This is a genomic window from Streptomyces sp. BBFR102 (genome assembly GCF_051397025.1).
Classification (GTDB): domain Bacteria; phylum Actinomycetota; class Actinomycetes; order Streptomycetales; family Streptomycetaceae; genus Streptomyces.
The window spans coordinates 5,494,901-5,509,367 of record NZ_CP195757.1; the positions used below are offsets into that span (position 1 = coordinate 5,494,901).

Below are 14,467 nucleotides of genomic sequence, written 5' to 3' on the forward strand. Positions count from 1 at the left end.
TTTCAGGGAGCCGCCCCATGACGTACCAGCCCATTCCCGCGGACAGGTTCACCTTCGGCCTGTGGACCGTCGGCTGGCAGGGCCGCGACCCGTTCGGCGACGCCTCCCGGCCTGCCCTGGACCCGGTCACCTCGGTGCACCGGCTGGCCGAACTCGGCGCCCACGGCGTCACCTTCCACGACGACGACCTCATCCCGCCCGGCTCCTCGCAGGCGGAGCGCGAGGCGGTCGTGAAGCGGTTCCGGCAGGCCCTGGACGCCACCGGGATGAAGGTCCCGATGGCCACCACCAACCTCTTCACCCACCCGGTCTTCAAGGACGGCGGCTTCACCGCCAACGACCGCGACGTCCGCCGCTACGCCCTGCGCAAGACGCTGCGCAACATCGACCTCGCCGCCGAACTGGGCGCCACCACCTACGTCGCCTGGGGTGGCCGCGAGGGCGCCGAGTCGGGCGGCGCCAAGGACGTCCGCCTCGCCCTCGACCGGATGAAGGAGGCGTTCGACCTGCTCGGCGAGTACGTCGTCGACCAGGGCTACGATCTGCGCTTCGCTATCGAGCCGAAGCCCAACGAGCCGCGCGGCGACATCCTCCTCCCCACCATCGGCCACGCACTGGCCTTCATCGAGCGGCTGGAGCGCCCCCACCTGTACGGCGTCAACCCCGAAGTCGGCCACGAGCAGATGGCCGGGCTCAACTTCCCGCACGGCATCGCCCAGGCCCTGTGGTCCGGCAAGCTCTTCCACCTGGACCTCAACGGCCAGTCCGGCATCAAGTACGACCAGGACCTGCGGTTCGGCGCGGGCGACCTGAGGTCGGCCTTCTGGCTGGTCGACCTGTTGGAGACCGCCGGGTACGACGGGCCCCGGCACTTCGACTTCAAGCCGCCGCGCACCGAGGACCTCCAGGGCGTCTGGGAGTCGGCCGCCGGCTGCATGCGCAACTACCTGATCCTCAAGGAGCGGGCCGCCGCCTTCCGCGCCGACCCCGAGGTCCACGAGGCGCTGCGCGCCGCCCGTCTGCCCGAACTGGCCCTGCCCACCGCCGAGGACGGCCTCGCCGGACTGCTCGCCGACCGCTCCGCCTTCGAGGAGTTCGACGTGGACGGGGCCGCCGTCCGGGGGATGGCCTTCGAACGCCTCGACCAGCTGGCCATGGACCACCTGCTGGCCGCACGGGGCTGACCCGGGCCCCGGACCGTACGGCCGCCGGGTGGCGTCCCCGTTCCGCCCGGCGGCCCGCAGATGTCCGGGAACTGTCGCGATTCTCCTCGGGGGGTGGTCATCTGACTGAGCATCAGGAGAATCTGGAGCCATGGCCACGCCGCCCGAACCACCCCAGCCCCCGACCCCTCCGCCCGGCGACGGCGGACCCGGTGCCGAGCCGACGCCCCCGTCACCCGGCCCGCCCGCGCCAGGACCTCCGGCGCCGGGGGCGCCAGAAGGTGCCGACGATCCAGGTGCCACCAGGCCGATCGCCTTCGGCTCCGGCGGGGGCGGTCGATCGGACCCCTGGCCGCCGCCCCCGCCCGGTGACGGCGGCCGGCGCCGGGGCCTGCTGATGCTGATCGCGGCCGCCGTGGCGGTGGCCGCCATCGCCCTTGTGCTGATCCTGCTGGCCGGGCGCGAAGAGGGGGAGGGTCGGCCACCCTCCGACCCGAACCCCCGGCCGACGGCCACCGGTTCGCAGGAGTCTGCGCAGCCGGACGCGTCGGCGCCGGACGAACCGCCGGCGGGATGGCCCCCGGACCTCCCCTCCGGCTTCCCTACGGAGTTCCCCAGCGGCTTCCCGTCCGGCTTCCCGTCCGGCTTCCCGTCCGGCTTCCCGTCCGGTCTCCCGAGCGACTTCCCCACGGAACTCCCCAGCGACTTCCCGACCGAGGCGCTGCCATCGGACTGGCCCTCGGGCTTCGCAGGCTGACCCCGCATGCCGACGGCGCCGGCCCGGGGATGCGGGCAGCGCCGTCGGGACCGGCGGGAGGAGGGGCGCCGGTCGTGGGGGGTCAGCAGTGGCTGGGCACGTTGCCCTTGTCGTCGCCCTTCAGGCAGATGGCGCTGACGTAACCGATGCCCCCGCTGTTCAGCTGCAGCCGGACCCAGTTGCGGTTGGAGAGGTACTTGTCGTTGACGAGGCCCCCTCCAGCCAGCACAGACCGGTGTAGCTGCAGCCGTTGTCGACGTGGCTGACGACCCGTTCGTTCGGAGCCGGTCCCGCGTGCACCTTGCCGGTCCAGGCGGCGACCGCGGTCGCCGCCTGAGCCGGGTCGGCCCCGATCGCCAGGGCCCCCCACCAGGGCCGCCCCCGTTCCGGCGATCGTCAGTGTGCGCTTCAGCCCGCTGGTGGACATGGTCTCTCCCGTTGGTGTGCGACACGGCACGGCGGGTCCCGCCGCCGCTCCGTGAGCCGGCCGCCGGACGCCCCGGCGACGCACCCCGGGGGCCCGGCCGCGGTCCGTCGCCCCTGCAGCCATGCCCCCACGGTCGCCGAGCCAAGACCACCCTTCAATCGTCCGCCGGGAGGAGAGCGCGGCCAGGCGCTCGCGGCGTACGGGCCCGGCCCGTACCGCACGCCGGTGGCGCCTGCCGAAGCCCTGCCCGGCACATCGACGCCGACCGGCGGGTTGGTCGCCCTCGCCATCCCGTACGGGCGCGCGCGCACCGTGCTGAACGCCGACGGGCCGGGCCGCTACGGCGGCCACAGCCGCTCAGGCGTCCACCAGCTCGTCGGCGTCGGGACCGCACCGGCCACCGCTGACGCCGCTGCTGACCTGGCTGAGCGATTCGAGGCCGACGGGGCCATCTCCGGTCCCGCGGCCCGCCGCGCTCTCCTCCGAGCCGCACTGAGCCTTTCCCATCATCGCTCTGAGCTGGCCAGATGCAGGGCGAGGACGGCCTGGACGAGTGTGGTGATGCGGGTGGTCGAGTATCGGATTTCGCGGAGGAGTCGCCAGGCTTTGAGGGTGGCCATGGCCTGCTCGACGAGTGCGCGGATCTTCGTGTGCGAGCGGTTGACGGCCTTCTGACCGGTGGAAAGGGTTTCCCAGCGGCCCCAGTAGGGGGTGCGGACCGTTCCGCCGGCACCCCGGTAGGCCTTGTCCGCCCAGGCCGTCCAGGATCACGAACGCTTTCGGCGATGCCGGTCGCACGGCGTCGGCCAGGGTGGGAGCAAGGTCGGCCAAAAGGTCGACGGCTTCGATGCCGTACCGGTAGGCGGTCGTGGTTCCGATACCGAATCCGGCTGCGAGCTGGGCATAGGTGTGTCCCACCCGCAGACGGGCGAGCGCGAGCAGGCCTGACGGCCGACGCTCAGACGCCGCCAACGGGAGCCGCTCGCACAACGGTGCTGCCGCAGACGGGTGGACAGGAAACCCAGGGCGGAACTGGACACGTCGACACCCGGCGGGTAGACAGCATGCGAAGCCTCTGGCGGAGCCGGTTCTCTTGGTCGAAAACCCATCTACCAGGGACTTCACCACACTGTCAGCCCAACCGCCAAGCTCCTGCCGCAAGTTGGAAAGAGCTTACTGACAGCCGGTCCGGTCCTGGTAGAAGATCGCGTTCACAGCCTTCCGGAGATCACAGGACCCCGGACCCCCCCGGTTGCCGACCGTGCCACCCTGTCCTGCTTCCAGCCCGTGATCATCGGCTTCGGCAAGGCCCACTGCTAGTCCGATAAGTCGCTCGGGTGCGGCTCTCTGCCCATGACTCGAAATCCCCGCATGTTCATGTCCAACGTCGAGCCCGCGCAACGATCAGTCACACGATCGAGCGATCACCAACCGAGGAAGATCGGACTTGACGTCCACTCAGTGGAGAGTTCTGCTCCAGGCGGGCGCCCAGAGCGTCGGCGAAGTCCTCGGCCCGGGCAACTGGACGCGCAGCTTCTCCACCTGCCGGGCGGCGGCCTGCCGGTAGGTCCGCATCTGCTCCAGCGCGCCAGGGGAGGAGATCGCGGAGGCGCAGCTGTGGTCTTTGCTCGGAGAGTTCACCGTCGGCTCCCGGCCTGAGGCGACCGACGAGGGTCGGTGCGTACATGCGCACGCACTCCCTGCAGGCCGAACAGGATGAGAAGCTCAACCGCGCCGCCGTCAGCGCTGCCCAGCCAGTGCGGCAAGGAGGTGTCGAATTCGGCCGCCTCACCGGGCGGCAGTGTCAGGTCCCGCTCACCGACTACGAGCCGCAGTCGTCCGGTGAGCACGTAGAGCCATTCAAAGCCTTCGTGGGTCTGCGGAGTCGGTTCGAGTGGTTCCCGCTGGGCGGGGATGATCATCTTGAACGCGTGTACACCGCCGGGTCGCCGGGACAGGGGCACGAACGTCATCCCGAACCGTCTGATCGGCTTGAGGTGGATCCGCGGATCGCCAGTGCGCGGGGCGCCGACGAGATCATCCAGCGGAACGTCATAGGTACGGGCAAGCGGCAGCAACAGTTCCAGGCTGGCCCGGCGCTGCCCGCTCTCCAACCGGGACAGGGTGCTCTCCGACACGCCGGTCGTCGCCGCGAGGTCGGCCAGGGTGACACCACGCTCACGACGCAACGCACGCAGTCGCGGCCCTACCGCAGTGAGCACCTCTTCGTCCGTCTTGGGGTCCATGCGGCCATCTTGCCATTACCGCAAGTTCGCGTGCCTCTTTGTGGTGCGCCCAGCAAGACTGAGCGCCTTCTCACACAAGGAGTCATGGTGAGCACCAGCGATACAAGCACCACCGATGCGGTCGCCTTCTGGGACGGCATCTACACGGCCCGACCGGTAGGCGGCAACCCGCAGCCGAACGCCCGCCTCACCGAGACGGTGACGGGCCTGCCGCCCGGTGACGCGTTGGACCTCGGTTGTGGCGACGGCGGCGACGCGCTGTGGCTCGCCGACCAGGGGTGGCAGGTCACCGCCGCCGACATCTCGAACGTGGCGGTCGAGCGGCTCGCCGCCCTCGCCCGCTCACACCGCCGGGACGACCGCATCAGCGCGGTGCAACACAACCTGCACCGGTCTTTCCCGCCCGGCCGGTTCAACCTGATCACCGCCCACTACCTGCACACCCCCTGCGACCTGGACCGAGTCTCCGTCCTACGCTCGGCCGCGCACGTGCTGCGCCCGGGCGGGCGGCTGCTGGTAGTCGACCACGGCTCCGCCGCGCCATGGTCGTGGAATCAGGACGCCGACACCCGGTACCCGAGCCCACAGGAGCTCGCCGCCGATATCAATCTGGCCCCGGAGACATGGACGGTCGAGCGCGCCGACGCCCTCCAGCGGATCGCGACCGGACCAGGCGGGCACACCGCCGAGGTCACCGACCACGTCCTCCTCATCCGCCGCACCGCCTGACACGACGACAGGCCCCCACAAGAAAGGCGGCCACTGTTGCCCAGCACCACACGCCGCAACGGCCATAGCGACACCCCTCCGCCCCGGACCGGAAGCAGTGAGATCGAGGTCCTGCGCGGCTTTCTCGACTACCTCCGGACCTCGATCGCCACGAAGATCGAAGGCACCCCCGAGCCACAGGCACGAACAGCCGCAGTGCCGTCCGGCACGAACCTGCTCGGCCTGCTCAACCACCTGACGCACGTCGAGCGGACGACGTTCCTCGGGGAGTACGTCACCGACTGGCAGGCGACGTTCCACGCCGCGCCGACAGACAGCGTGGCCGATGTCGTCGTCCGCTATCGAGACGCGGTCGAGCGCGCGAACGACATTCTCGACGGGTGCGCCGATCTCAGCGCACCGGCCCCCCGAGCCCGGCCAGGCCGCCCTGCCCCCAGCATCCGCTGGGCACTCACCCACCTGATTGAGGAGACCGGCAGGCACGCGGGCCACGCCGACATCCTTCGCGAGCTCATTGACGGCACGACCGGCCGCTGACCCACCCTCCCAAGGGCGGAAACGCACCGGCCTGCTCCTGAGAGACGCCCGCGCCTCCATGGCCGAATCGACCTCGCCACCTTCTGGGGATGGCGCGCCCGCCGACTTCTGATCGCACTCGCCGTCATGGGCACCGGCACTCTGCTGCTCGTATGCGCATTCAGCGCGCCGTTCGTCGTGCGTTATGCGCGACCGGCTGAGGGGAGCGCCTGGCATGCACTGTGTGGACCCCGGCTCCAGCAAGGCCGGGGCGCGCTCGGTCGATGAGCAGCCCCGGCCGACGGACCGCCGAGCCAGAACTTGGTCGCTATCGCCCCGTCGGCCGCGACGCCCGACGAAGCGGCCCGAAGTGACAGAATAATCGAACAAGCGATCTGATGCTGGTATGGATGCGATCGCCTTCCCCGACGACCTGGTACAGCGCAAGCCGCCTGGAACACCACCTACGACGCGCTCGCCGCACCCCGCCCCCGCGACACCGCCGCCCTGCGCTGCCGCCTGCTGCTCCTGTACGCACAGCTGTGGTGGCACCCCTCCTGGGCGACCGCCTCCTCCCTGCCGGCGGCGTGCTCCGAGCTGTGCCGCCTGGCCCGCGCCCACGGAGTCGCCCGGGCCGCATGACCGCGCGGCCCGGGCGACGAAGAGGCTTCGGGGGGAGAGGTCGGGGGGCGGGGGTGTAGATGACGGTGGTGCCGTCGCAGGAGGAGGTGATGTCGAGGAGGGCGGTCTTCTCCTGTGCGTCGATGGTGAGGTTCCAGCGCAGCTTGGTCGCGGTCCACTCCGCGCCGTACCGGCACAGGGCGCCGGGGGCGGGCGGCAGCTATCGACCGGGGCCGGGCCGACGTGGGGGGTGGTCGCGGGTGACTACCGGGGCGGAGCCGGTCGAGCAGTATCTGGAGTACTTGCAGGGGACGGACAGGTCGCCGAACACGATCAAGAGCTACGCCCGGGGGCTGGCGCTGTGGTGGTCGTTCCTGGAACAGCGCTCGCAGGTATGGGACGCGGTCGGGGTGACGGAACTCGGAACGTTCATAGGGCAGTTGCGGCGCGGTGGGGTGGCGGAGGAAGTCGTCCCGCTGCGCGCCGCGGAGCGGGCGGCCGACGCGACGGTGGCGAGCCGGATGCGGGCGGTGCTGGGCTTCTACCGCTACCAGGCCGCGCGTGAGGTTGAGGTCGCGGGCCGTCTGTACGAGACGGTGTATGCCCGGCCGGGCAGCTATCTGCCGTTCCTGGAGCATGTGGCCCTCAAGCACGGGCGGCGTTCGAGTGTGGGAAAGTACGGGTCCGGGCAGAGCCCATCCCTGTCATTCTGCCTGGGCAGATGACGTCACTTCGGGACTCGGAGGCGACCTGGGACGCGGCGGGCGCGGTCTGGTCGGGCGAGCTGCACCGCCTGCTGTGGACCCTGCTGGAGGAGACCGGGCTGCGGCTCGGTGAGGACCTCGGCCTGCGGCACCGCGACTGGAAGACCGGCACGGGTACGACCGCTCAGGGTGAGGTCGTCCACCGTGAGGACCACCCGCACGGCCTGCGGGCCAAGAGCGGTCACCGCCGCGTCTTCGTCGGCTCGCTGCTGGACCGCCTTACGGCGCCTGGGTCTGGGCCCTGTGCGAGGTCGGCGCCGATGTCGAACTGGACGACTGGGACGACGCATACATCTTCTGCAACCTGCACCGCGGACGCCGGTTCGCGCCGCTCAGGGGCAGAGCGTCTACAAGCACCTGGCCGCGCGGAAGCGGCACGTCCCCGGCCTGCCGCCGGACATGACCCTGCACTGGTACCGGCACACCCACGCCACTGCCCTGCTGCTGTCGGGTGTGCCCATGCACGTGGTCAGCCGGAGGCTCGGCCATGCGGACACCAGACCACGATCAACACGTACGCCCATGTGACCGAGGACGCCGAGCTGCGCACGTGTGCGGACTGGCAAAAGATCACACAAGCCTGGGGAAGCCGTCATGAAAGCTGAGCCGATCGTCCATCCCGTAGCCGAGACGGCGGCTGTTCCCTCGCCGCGCACTCCGGAACGTAAGCGGCAGGACAAGCGGGACCCGCGTCTGTCCGTGGCCCGCTTCTTCAGCGAGGAGAAGGCGCGGCGCCGGTGGGAGAGCCTGCCGGAGGAGCACCGGCAGGACCATTTCGACTCGCTCAACATGCCGGAGGACTACGGCATGGCTTTCACCAAGCAGACCATCGGCCGGGAGAAGGGTTGGTATTCCCAGGCGATCAGCTTCCGGGGCCTGCCCGAGCCCATGATCTGGGAACTCGCCTGGTGCGTCCATCAGCAGGTCGCCGAGGGATACGCAATCACCGCCGAGCGGTTCCAGGAACTCAGGCGGGGCTTGGTCCTCGCGATCGAGCACAGCGGATCGCGGGCACGTTCCGCGAGATCGCTGACGGCACTCACCCACGAGGAGTGGGCGCGCGAAGTGCAGGGTGCGGTCATGCGAACCGACGCGTCGCGGAACGCGAGGCTCGTCACACACGTGCTGAACAGCGTCAAGCATCTCCAGGACCGCCTGGCCCATGCCTACCACGACGGCGAGTCGTGGCGGCTGGACGTGTGGAATCCCGGTCTGGACCGGCGCATCCCACAGCGCGAGCACGAGCCCTGGGGCCGGTCCGTGGCCAACTTCAGCCAGCTCACGACGGACTGGTTCCGGGAGGCCACGAAGTGGTGGCTTTCGGTGCAGCTGTCGACGGACGGTACGTGTGGTCATCGGTGAAGAGTCGGCTCGACCATCTGAAGTGGTGCCAGTGGTACATCGACCAGGTCGGCTGCTGCGGACCTCAGCTCGTCGAGTCCCCGGATCAGCTCCGGACCTGGTTGCGCGGATTCGTGGACTCCCTCAACAGTCACATCACGATGACCGGCCCGAACAAGGGCGGCCGGCTCTCCAAGAACAGCCGCCGCAGCACTCTGGTGACCATCGAGGCGTTCTACCGCTGGATGTACGACAACCGTGACGAGGCCGTCACGGTGCTCGGGGACCGGCGGTGGGGCGGTCTCATGAACGAGGTCCTGATGATGGACTTCGAACCGCTGCTACCGCTCCTGACCGTAAACAAGCAAGAGGGCAAGGAGCCGGACGGCTTCGTGGCTCGGCTCGCCTATCAGCAGACGAAGATCACCGGTGGTGACCCGCCGACGATCCCGGTCGACCAGGAAATCATCGACATCATCCCTCTCCAGCAGCAGTGGGCCCGCGAGTTCATCACCGCCCAAGGCGCCCCGGCGGGAACGGACCCGCGCTATCTCTTCTTGCAGACCAGGAACAACCGGCTCGGCAAGAGGCCGTACGCGTCGGCGACCTTCCACAGCCGACTCGGCGCGCTGACCAAGACTCTGGCGATCACCGACAGCGTGGGCCGTCCCGTCAAGGTCTCCAAGACCCACACCTTCAGGCACACCCGGGCGACCGACCTGATCAACGCCGGCGTCCCGATCCACGTTGTCATGCGCTACATGGGACACGTCACCCCGGCCATGACCATGCACTACGCCAAGACCTTGGCGGTGACGGCCGAGCGCGAGTTCCTCCGCTACAAGAAGGTCACGGCCGACGGCCGGACCGCCGAGGTGAACCCGAGTGACCTCTACGACCTCCTCCACCTCGACCAGCGCGCCGACCGGGTGCTGCCCAACGGCTGGTGCATGCTCCCGCAACAGACAGGTCTGCTCCAAGGGCAACGCCTGCCTGACCTGCGACAAGTTCGTCACCGACGCCGGTCATCGTGATGAACTCCAGCACCAGCTCAAGCAGACCGAAGCCCTGATCGCCCGGCGTCAGACCCAGTTCACCGCCCGCCATGGTGAGCCGATGGGCGAGGACAACATCTGGCTCTCCGGCCGCCTCAGCGAGACCCGCGCCCTCCCCCAAGTCATCGTCGCGCTCGACCAGATCGGCGTCCACGACGAGGGACAGCTTCGCGCTGTCCGAGGAGCGGGCACGACCGACCGGCTGGAGCCGCGCACCACGCAACCCGAGGAGCCAACCGTATGAGTCCGCTGCCGGCGCACCTGCAACAGGCCACCCGAGCACGTACCGAGAAGGCGGACAAGCGCGCCCGCGCCGCCCTCACACAACTGGCCAAGGCCGCGGAGCCCGTCAGCTTCACCGCAGTCGCCCGCAAGGCGGCGGTGAGCACCGCCTTTCTCTACAAGCATCCGGAACTCCGCACCCTGATCGAGCGGCACCGCACGAAGAGCGGACCGGTCCCCGACGTCCGTTCTCCTGAGGTCGGGACCTCATCGACCTCGGCCGCTGTACGGGCGTTGAGTGCCCGCCTGGCACAGGAACAGCGGGCCCACCATCAGGAGGTCACCCAGCTTCGAAAGGCCCTGGAGGTTGCCCAGGGTGAAAACCTCACGTTGCGCCGCCGCCTTGCTCGGTACGAGGCTGAGTGATCCGTGATCCGGTCTCAGCGGGAGTCGCTAGGAGCAGTTACCGCCCCGTTCGCGTCCGATCCGGTGTCCGGTGCTGAGGAATCGGCCCTGGGCCCCTGAGGACTGGCCGCGAGCCGCGCCGGGCGGCTGACGAGGCAGTAGAGCGCAGCCGCACCCGCTGCTGCTCCCGCGGCGATCAGCAATAGACGGTGGTCCGCGACGGCGATCAGCCAAGCGCCGATGCCCAGCCCCAGGGCGTTGGGGGCGAAGAGGACTGTGTTGGCCGTGGCCGCCACCCGGCCCAGCAGGGCGGCCGGGATCTCGCGTTGCACAGCGGTCATGGCAGCGATCAGCACACAGGGGAGGCCCAAGCCGATCATCGCGCTGGCGATCAACGCGACGGATGACGAAGGCGCTGCGCGCAGGGCAACTCCCAGCGCGAAGAGAGCGATGCCCGCTGCCGCAAAAGTGCGTTCGGGCATGCGCCGCAGCAATGCGCCGGCAGCCAAGCCGCTGAGGACCGAGCCGATCCCCTGCGCGGTGTAGAGGACCCCCGCGAAGGCCGGTGATCGGTGCAGGCCGGCGTCCACGACCGCATACACCGATGCCCCATTGAGCCCGGCCATGAACATGGTTGCGGCCCCGGCCAGGACCACGCGCCGCAAGCCGGGATGACGCCCCAGAGCTCGGACTCCTTCGGTGACCTGAGCCGTCCACCGTCGCACCGGGACCGAGGTCGGAGCCGGCTCGGTCACACGCAGCAGGGCGAAGGCCCCGGCGGCAAGGGCAAAGGTGGCAGCATCCAAGGCAGCCACGGCTGCACCCCCGAACTGTACGAACAGACCTGCACCCAGGAGCGGAGCGATCAGCTTCATACTCTCGTTGGCGGTCATACGCAGGCCGTTGAAGTCGCCGCGCAGATCCTTGGGCACGGCGGCGGCCACCAACGCGACCTCCGCCGCATCCAGCAGGACTGCGCTGACCCCGTACACCGTCAGGACGGTGAAGAGGATCCAGAGCTGGTCACCGGAGCGGACGGCAAGCAGTGTCAGTAGCAGAGCGGCCATGGCGAGGTTGGTGAGGACCAGCAGTGGTTGTCGGCGTACCCGGTCGGCCAAGGGGCCAACCAGGGGGCCGATCAGTGTGGGTGCCCACACGCACAAGGTCGTCAGGGCCGCGAGGCTGCTCGAGCCGGTGAGCGACTTCGCCCATACACCGGCTGCCAACGACATGGCGGAGCTGCCGAAGCTGGAGACCACCACACCACCCAGGTAGAGCCCTGCGTTGTGATCGCGCAGGACTCGTCCAGCACTCCAGCCCATACATGTCCCCCATCCGGCACCGCCCGCCCTCTCGGTTCCGGACGAGCGTGCCCGGAGGGCAACCTCCAAGTCAATGCTTGGGGGTTGGTGAGTGGTGCGCCGGGTGGTATTAACTGGCCGACGTGACGACAATCGACCCCTCTTTGCGCGCCCTTTCCCATCCGACGAGGCTGCGGATGCTGTCGCTGATGTGGGCCGCGCCGTTGTCCGCTGCGGAGCTGGCCCGGGAGCTGGACATTTCCCAAGCCCTGGCCAGCCATCATCTGCGTCAGCTGGTCTCCGTGGGCCTGGCGGAACTGGCTTCGACGCGCTCCCGAAGAGGGGGCCTGGAGCGTCGCTTCCGTACCGTGCACGGCACTCCTCTGTCCGATCGGAGTGAAGGTACCGGGTTGCTGGCCGAGGCGCTCGTGCACAACCTCCGTGAGCGCGCGGCCAGACGCGCCGAGGGGGGCGCGAGCGTCACATCCGATGCGGAACTGTGGCTGAAACCGGATGCCTGGGAGGACATCCGCCACCGCATGGCCGATCTGCTTGCCGACCTGCACGAGGCGAGCCGGCCTCCGCGCGAGCCGGGCACCATACGGATCGCGGGCACGGTGATGCTCTTCCCTCTTCGCGAGCAGTAGCAGATGACCGAAGGGTGTATCAGCAGGTGCCAGCGCCTGGAAGGCGCACCTACTCGAACATGACCAGCGAGGGGCGCTGATCGTGTTCGGGCGTGACGGGAAACCGCACCGGTCTGGGCGGCTGTCTCCGTCAGATCCGAGCACCGGGCGTCGAGGCTGTCTTCGAATCCAGCCGGCTGCTCTTAGCAGCTGGTCAGCATGTCTTTCAAAGCTGCTCTCTCCTGTGTGGTGATGGTCAGCTCGTAGTGGTGCTTCACTTCGATCCAGTCCGTCGAGTACTCGCACCAGTACGACTCCAGCGGCGGACGCCACTCATCCGGCTCCCTGTCGCTCTTCGACTGGTTGACGTTGTCCGTCACGGCCAACAGCTGTGGATTGGTGAGGTCGTTGGCGAACGCCTGACGTTCCGCGTTCGTGCACTCCTTCGCTCCGCTGACCCAGGGATTTCCGAGTGGCATCATGTGGTCGATGTCGACATCGGATGGGGCCGACCACGTTCCGCCGTCGTACGGGCTCTTCCAGGTGCCGCTGGTGGGGTAGCAGTCGCTGCCCGTTTCGACGCCCTCGCCGTCGCGCTTCAGGACGACTTCCCGTGTGTTGCAGCTGTCGCCCTGATCGATCCAGTGGGGGTACTTGGCACGGCTGTAACCGTCCATCGATCCGCGAGCTGCCACGGTCAGTTCGTCCAGTTGCCGGCCCGGGTCGGCGGCCACGGCGACTGCGGAAACCGAGGCCGCAGGCGGCTGCTTGGGGTCGGCGGGGCTGACGGTCGAGCTGCTGCACGCGACCAACGCCGAGAGGGTGACGGCGGCCGTGGGGAGAACATGCTTCATTTTCTTGCCTTCCTCCGAATGGTCGTTCAAGGAGTTCGCCCGCTGAGCTGTCACCGGTATGCCGATGACACAACTACCAGCGGATTCGTCCAACTACGCCGTCGCAGGTGCAGATACGACGTGGTCGATGTCCAGGCCGCGGGGCCCCTCGACGGTGACCTCGTCGTAGTACGAGAACCAGGTGCCCCCGGTGATGGCGCACCGGGGCCCGACCTCAGGGGCGGTGGTGGCCTCGGCGATCAGGACTTCCTTGCGGGTGTTGCAGCCATCTGCGGGGTCGTCACCGGCGGTCCAGTGAGCTCTTTCCAACTTGCGGCAGGAGCTTGGCGGTTGGGCTGACAGTGTGGTGAAGTCCCTGGTAGATGGGTTTTCGACCAAGAGAACCGGCTCCGCCAGAGGCTTCGCATGCTGTCTACCCGCCGGGTGTCGACGTGTCCAGTTCTGCCCTGGGTTTCCTGTCCACCCGTCTGCGGCAGCACTGTCGTGCGATCGGCTCCCGTTGGCGGCGTCTGAGCGTCGGCCGTCAGGCCCTGCTCGCGCTCGCCCGTCTGCGGGTGGGACACACCTATACCCAGCTCGCAGCCGGATTCGGTATCGGAACCACGACCGCCTACCGGACGGCATCGAAGCCGTCGGCCTCTTGGCCGACCTTGCTCCCACCCTGGCCGACGCCGTGCGACCGGCATCGCCGAAAGCGTTCGTGATCCTGGACGGCCTGGGCGGACAAGGCCTACCGGGGTGCCGGTGGAACGGTCCGCACCCCCTACTGGGGCCGCTGGGGAACCCTTTCCACCGGTCCGAAGGTCGTCAACCGCTCGCACACGAAGATCCGCGCACTCGTCGAGCAGGCCATGGCCACCCTCAAAGCCTGGCGACTCCTCCGCGAAATCCGATGCTCGACCACCCGCATCACCACACTCGTCCAGGCCGTCCTCGCCCTGCATCTGGCCAGCTCAGAGCGATGATGGAAAGGCTCACCGAACACGCTCAATGGTCCCCGCAACGCCTTGACTCAGCGGCACACCGGCCTCAAGAACAAGTGCGGGGGCGGAACTCCGGATGCCGGAATGCGGCTCGGCAGAAGGCTCTCCGACCGCAAGACCACCCTCGCCGACAAGAACAGCGACATCGTCCGGCTTCGCGACGATGCTCGGGGATTCCTGGCGGAGGACATGCGACCGGCCCTGGCGAACGAGGAGTTGCGGGAGGTGTTCAGCGGGCACCCGAGCGACGTCACTCCGCTGCGGCGCGGGACCGGGTAGCCGGCGAGCGGTAGCGCGAGACGCTGTCCCGTACGGCGAATCCACTACAGCCCGGTGGTCGCCCACCCGTCCGAGGTGAACCCCTCGGACGGGTGGAGCAGGTCGCGGACTCCGTCGGTCTCAGGCTGCGGGGCCCGCTGGCCGGCTCCCCGGTCGGACGACGCGCGCCGGAAGGCAG

The 14,467-nt window shown here is 69.0% G+C and carries 18 protein-coding genes and 2 pseudogenes; 12 read left to right on the top strand and 8 right to left on the bottom strand.

What is annotated here, in order from left to right; genetic code table 11:
* Nucleotides 1-17 precede the first annotated feature (17 nt).
* On the top strand, nt 18-1,184 hold the full coding sequence (xylA, locus tag ACSLIC_RS24225; protein WP_436739816.1) for a xylose isomerase: 1,167 nt from the start codon (nt 18-20) through the stop codon (nt 1,182-1,184).
* A gap of 818 nt (nt 1,185-2,002) precedes the next feature.
* Here the strand turns inward: xylA and ACSLIC_RS24230 are convergent.
* From ACSLIC_RS24230 to ACSLIC_RS24250, 5 genes and pseudogenes are all read right to left on the bottom strand, one after another.
* Nucleotides 2,003-2,149 (bottom strand): hypothetical protein, encoded by a 147-nt coding sequence (locus tag ACSLIC_RS24230; RefSeq protein WP_436739817.1) that lies wholly within the window; start codon nt 2,147-2,149, stop codon nt 2,003-2,005.
* A 555-nt stretch (nt 2,150-2,704) separates the two neighbouring features.
* Nucleotides 2,705-2,857, bottom strand: a complete 153-nt coding sequence (locus tag ACSLIC_RS24235) for a hypothetical protein (RefSeq protein ID WP_436739818.1) — start codon at nt 2,855-2,857, stop codon at nt 2,705-2,707.
* Nucleotides 2,854-3,456, bottom strand: a pseudogene (locus tag ACSLIC_RS24240) (transposase family protein). Before ACSLIC_RS24240 ends, ACSLIC_RS24235 begins: the two are co-directional and overlap by 4 nt.
* A gap of 349 nt (nt 3,457-3,805) precedes the next feature.
* Complete coding sequence (locus ACSLIC_RS24245; RefSeq protein ID WP_436739819.1) at nt 3,806-3,988, bottom strand: hypothetical protein; 183 nt, start codon at nt 3,986-3,988, stop codon at nt 3,806-3,808.
* The gene (locus ACSLIC_RS24250; protein WP_436739820.1) at nt 3,985-4,593 is read right to left on the bottom strand and encodes a helix-turn-helix domain-containing protein; all 609 of its coding nucleotides are present in this window, start codon (nt 4,591-4,593) and stop codon (nt 3,985-3,987) included. The genes ACSLIC_RS24245 and ACSLIC_RS24250 overlap by 4 nt, the downstream gene beginning before the upstream one ends.
* A gap of 84 nt (nt 4,594-4,677) precedes the next feature.
* Between ACSLIC_RS24250 and ACSLIC_RS24255 the strand changes: the two genes are divergently transcribed.
* The 8 genes from ACSLIC_RS24255 to ACSLIC_RS24290 all read left to right on the top strand — a co-directional run bounded on the left by ACSLIC_RS24255 (nt 4,678) and on the right by ACSLIC_RS24290 (nt 10,267).
* Complete coding sequence (locus tag ACSLIC_RS24255) at nt 4,678-5,322, top strand: class I SAM-dependent methyltransferase (protein WP_436739821.1); 645 nt, start codon at nt 4,678-4,680, stop codon at nt 5,320-5,322.
* 36 nt (nt 5,323-5,358) lie between these two features.
* On the top strand, nt 5,359-5,859 hold the full coding sequence (locus ACSLIC_RS24260; protein ID WP_436739822.1) for a DinB family protein: 501 nt from the start codon (nt 5,359-5,361) through the stop codon (nt 5,857-5,859).
* 860 nt (nt 5,860-6,719) lie between these two features.
* Nucleotides 6,720-7,184, top strand: coding sequence for a site-specific integrase (locus ACSLIC_RS24265; RefSeq protein ID WP_436739823.1), 465 nt, complete (start codon nt 6,720-6,722; stop codon nt 7,182-7,184).
* A gap of 282 nt (nt 7,185-7,466) precedes the next feature.
* Nucleotides 7,467-7,751 (top strand): tyrosine-type recombinase/integrase, encoded by a 285-nt coding sequence (locus ACSLIC_RS24270; RefSeq protein WP_436739824.1) that lies wholly within the window; start codon nt 7,467-7,469, stop codon nt 7,749-7,751.
* Between the two features lie 66 nt (nt 7,752-7,817).
* Nucleotides 7,818-8,585, top strand: a complete 768-nt coding sequence (locus ACSLIC_RS24275) for a hypothetical protein (protein ID WP_436739825.1) — start codon at nt 7,818-7,820, stop codon at nt 8,583-8,585.
* Complete coding sequence (locus ACSLIC_RS24280) at nt 8,570-9,598, top strand: tyrosine-type recombinase/integrase (RefSeq protein ID WP_436739826.1); 1,029 nt, start codon at nt 8,570-8,572, stop codon at nt 9,596-9,598. The genes ACSLIC_RS24275 and ACSLIC_RS24280 overlap by 16 nt, the downstream gene beginning before the upstream one ends.
* A gap of 82 nt (nt 9,599-9,680) precedes the next feature.
* The gene (locus tag ACSLIC_RS24285) at nt 9,681-9,863 is read left to right on the top strand and encodes a hypothetical protein (protein WP_436739827.1); all 183 of its coding nucleotides are present in this window, start codon (nt 9,681-9,683) and stop codon (nt 9,861-9,863) included.
* Complete coding sequence (locus tag ACSLIC_RS24290) at nt 9,860-10,267, top strand: DUF6262 family protein (RefSeq protein ID WP_436739828.1); 408 nt, start codon at nt 9,860-9,862, stop codon at nt 10,265-10,267. The genes ACSLIC_RS24285 and ACSLIC_RS24290 overlap by 4 nt, the downstream gene beginning before the upstream one ends.
* A gap of 14 nt (nt 10,268-10,281) precedes the next feature.
* Here ACSLIC_RS24290 and ACSLIC_RS24295 read toward each other — a convergent pair whose 3' ends face one another.
* Entirely contained in the window at nt 10,282-11,568 is a 1,287-nt protein-coding gene (locus ACSLIC_RS24295) for an MFS transporter (protein WP_436739829.1), read from the bottom strand.
* A gap of 122 nt (nt 11,569-11,690) precedes the next feature.
* Here ACSLIC_RS24295 and ACSLIC_RS24300 point away from each other — a divergent pair, with 122 nt between their 5' ends.
* Entirely contained in the window at nt 11,691-12,194 is a 504-nt protein-coding gene (locus tag ACSLIC_RS24300; RefSeq protein ID WP_436739830.1) for an ArsR/SmtB family transcription factor, read from the top strand.
* Between the two features lie 182 nt (nt 12,195-12,376).
* On the opposite strand, the gene ACSLIC_RS24305 is transcribed toward ACSLIC_RS24300, so the two are convergent.
* Together ACSLIC_RS24305 and ACSLIC_RS24310 are read right to left on the bottom strand one after the other, a co-directional pair.
* The gene (locus ACSLIC_RS24305; RefSeq protein ID WP_436739831.1) at nt 12,377-13,027 is read right to left on the bottom strand and encodes an HNH endonuclease family protein; all 651 of its coding nucleotides are present in this window, start codon (nt 13,025-13,027) and stop codon (nt 12,377-12,379) included.
* A 93-nt stretch (nt 13,028-13,120) separates the two neighbouring features.
* The gene (locus tag ACSLIC_RS24310; RefSeq protein WP_436739832.1) at nt 13,121-13,336 is read right to left on the bottom strand and encodes a hypothetical protein; all 216 of its coding nucleotides are present in this window, start codon (nt 13,334-13,336) and stop codon (nt 13,121-13,123) included.
* A 53-nt stretch (nt 13,337-13,389) separates the two neighbouring features.
* Between ACSLIC_RS24310 and ACSLIC_RS24315 the strand changes: the two are divergent.
* Both ACSLIC_RS24315 and ACSLIC_RS24320 read left to right on the top strand, forming a co-directional pair.
* Nucleotides 13,390-13,992: pseudogene (locus ACSLIC_RS24315) on the top strand (transposase family protein).
* Nucleotides 13,993-14,034: 42 nt separating this feature from the next.
* Nucleotides 14,035-14,289, top strand: a complete 255-nt coding sequence (locus ACSLIC_RS24320) for a hypothetical protein (protein ID WP_436739833.1) — start codon at nt 14,035-14,037, stop codon at nt 14,287-14,289.
* Nucleotides 14,290-14,467: the final 178 nt, after the last annotated feature.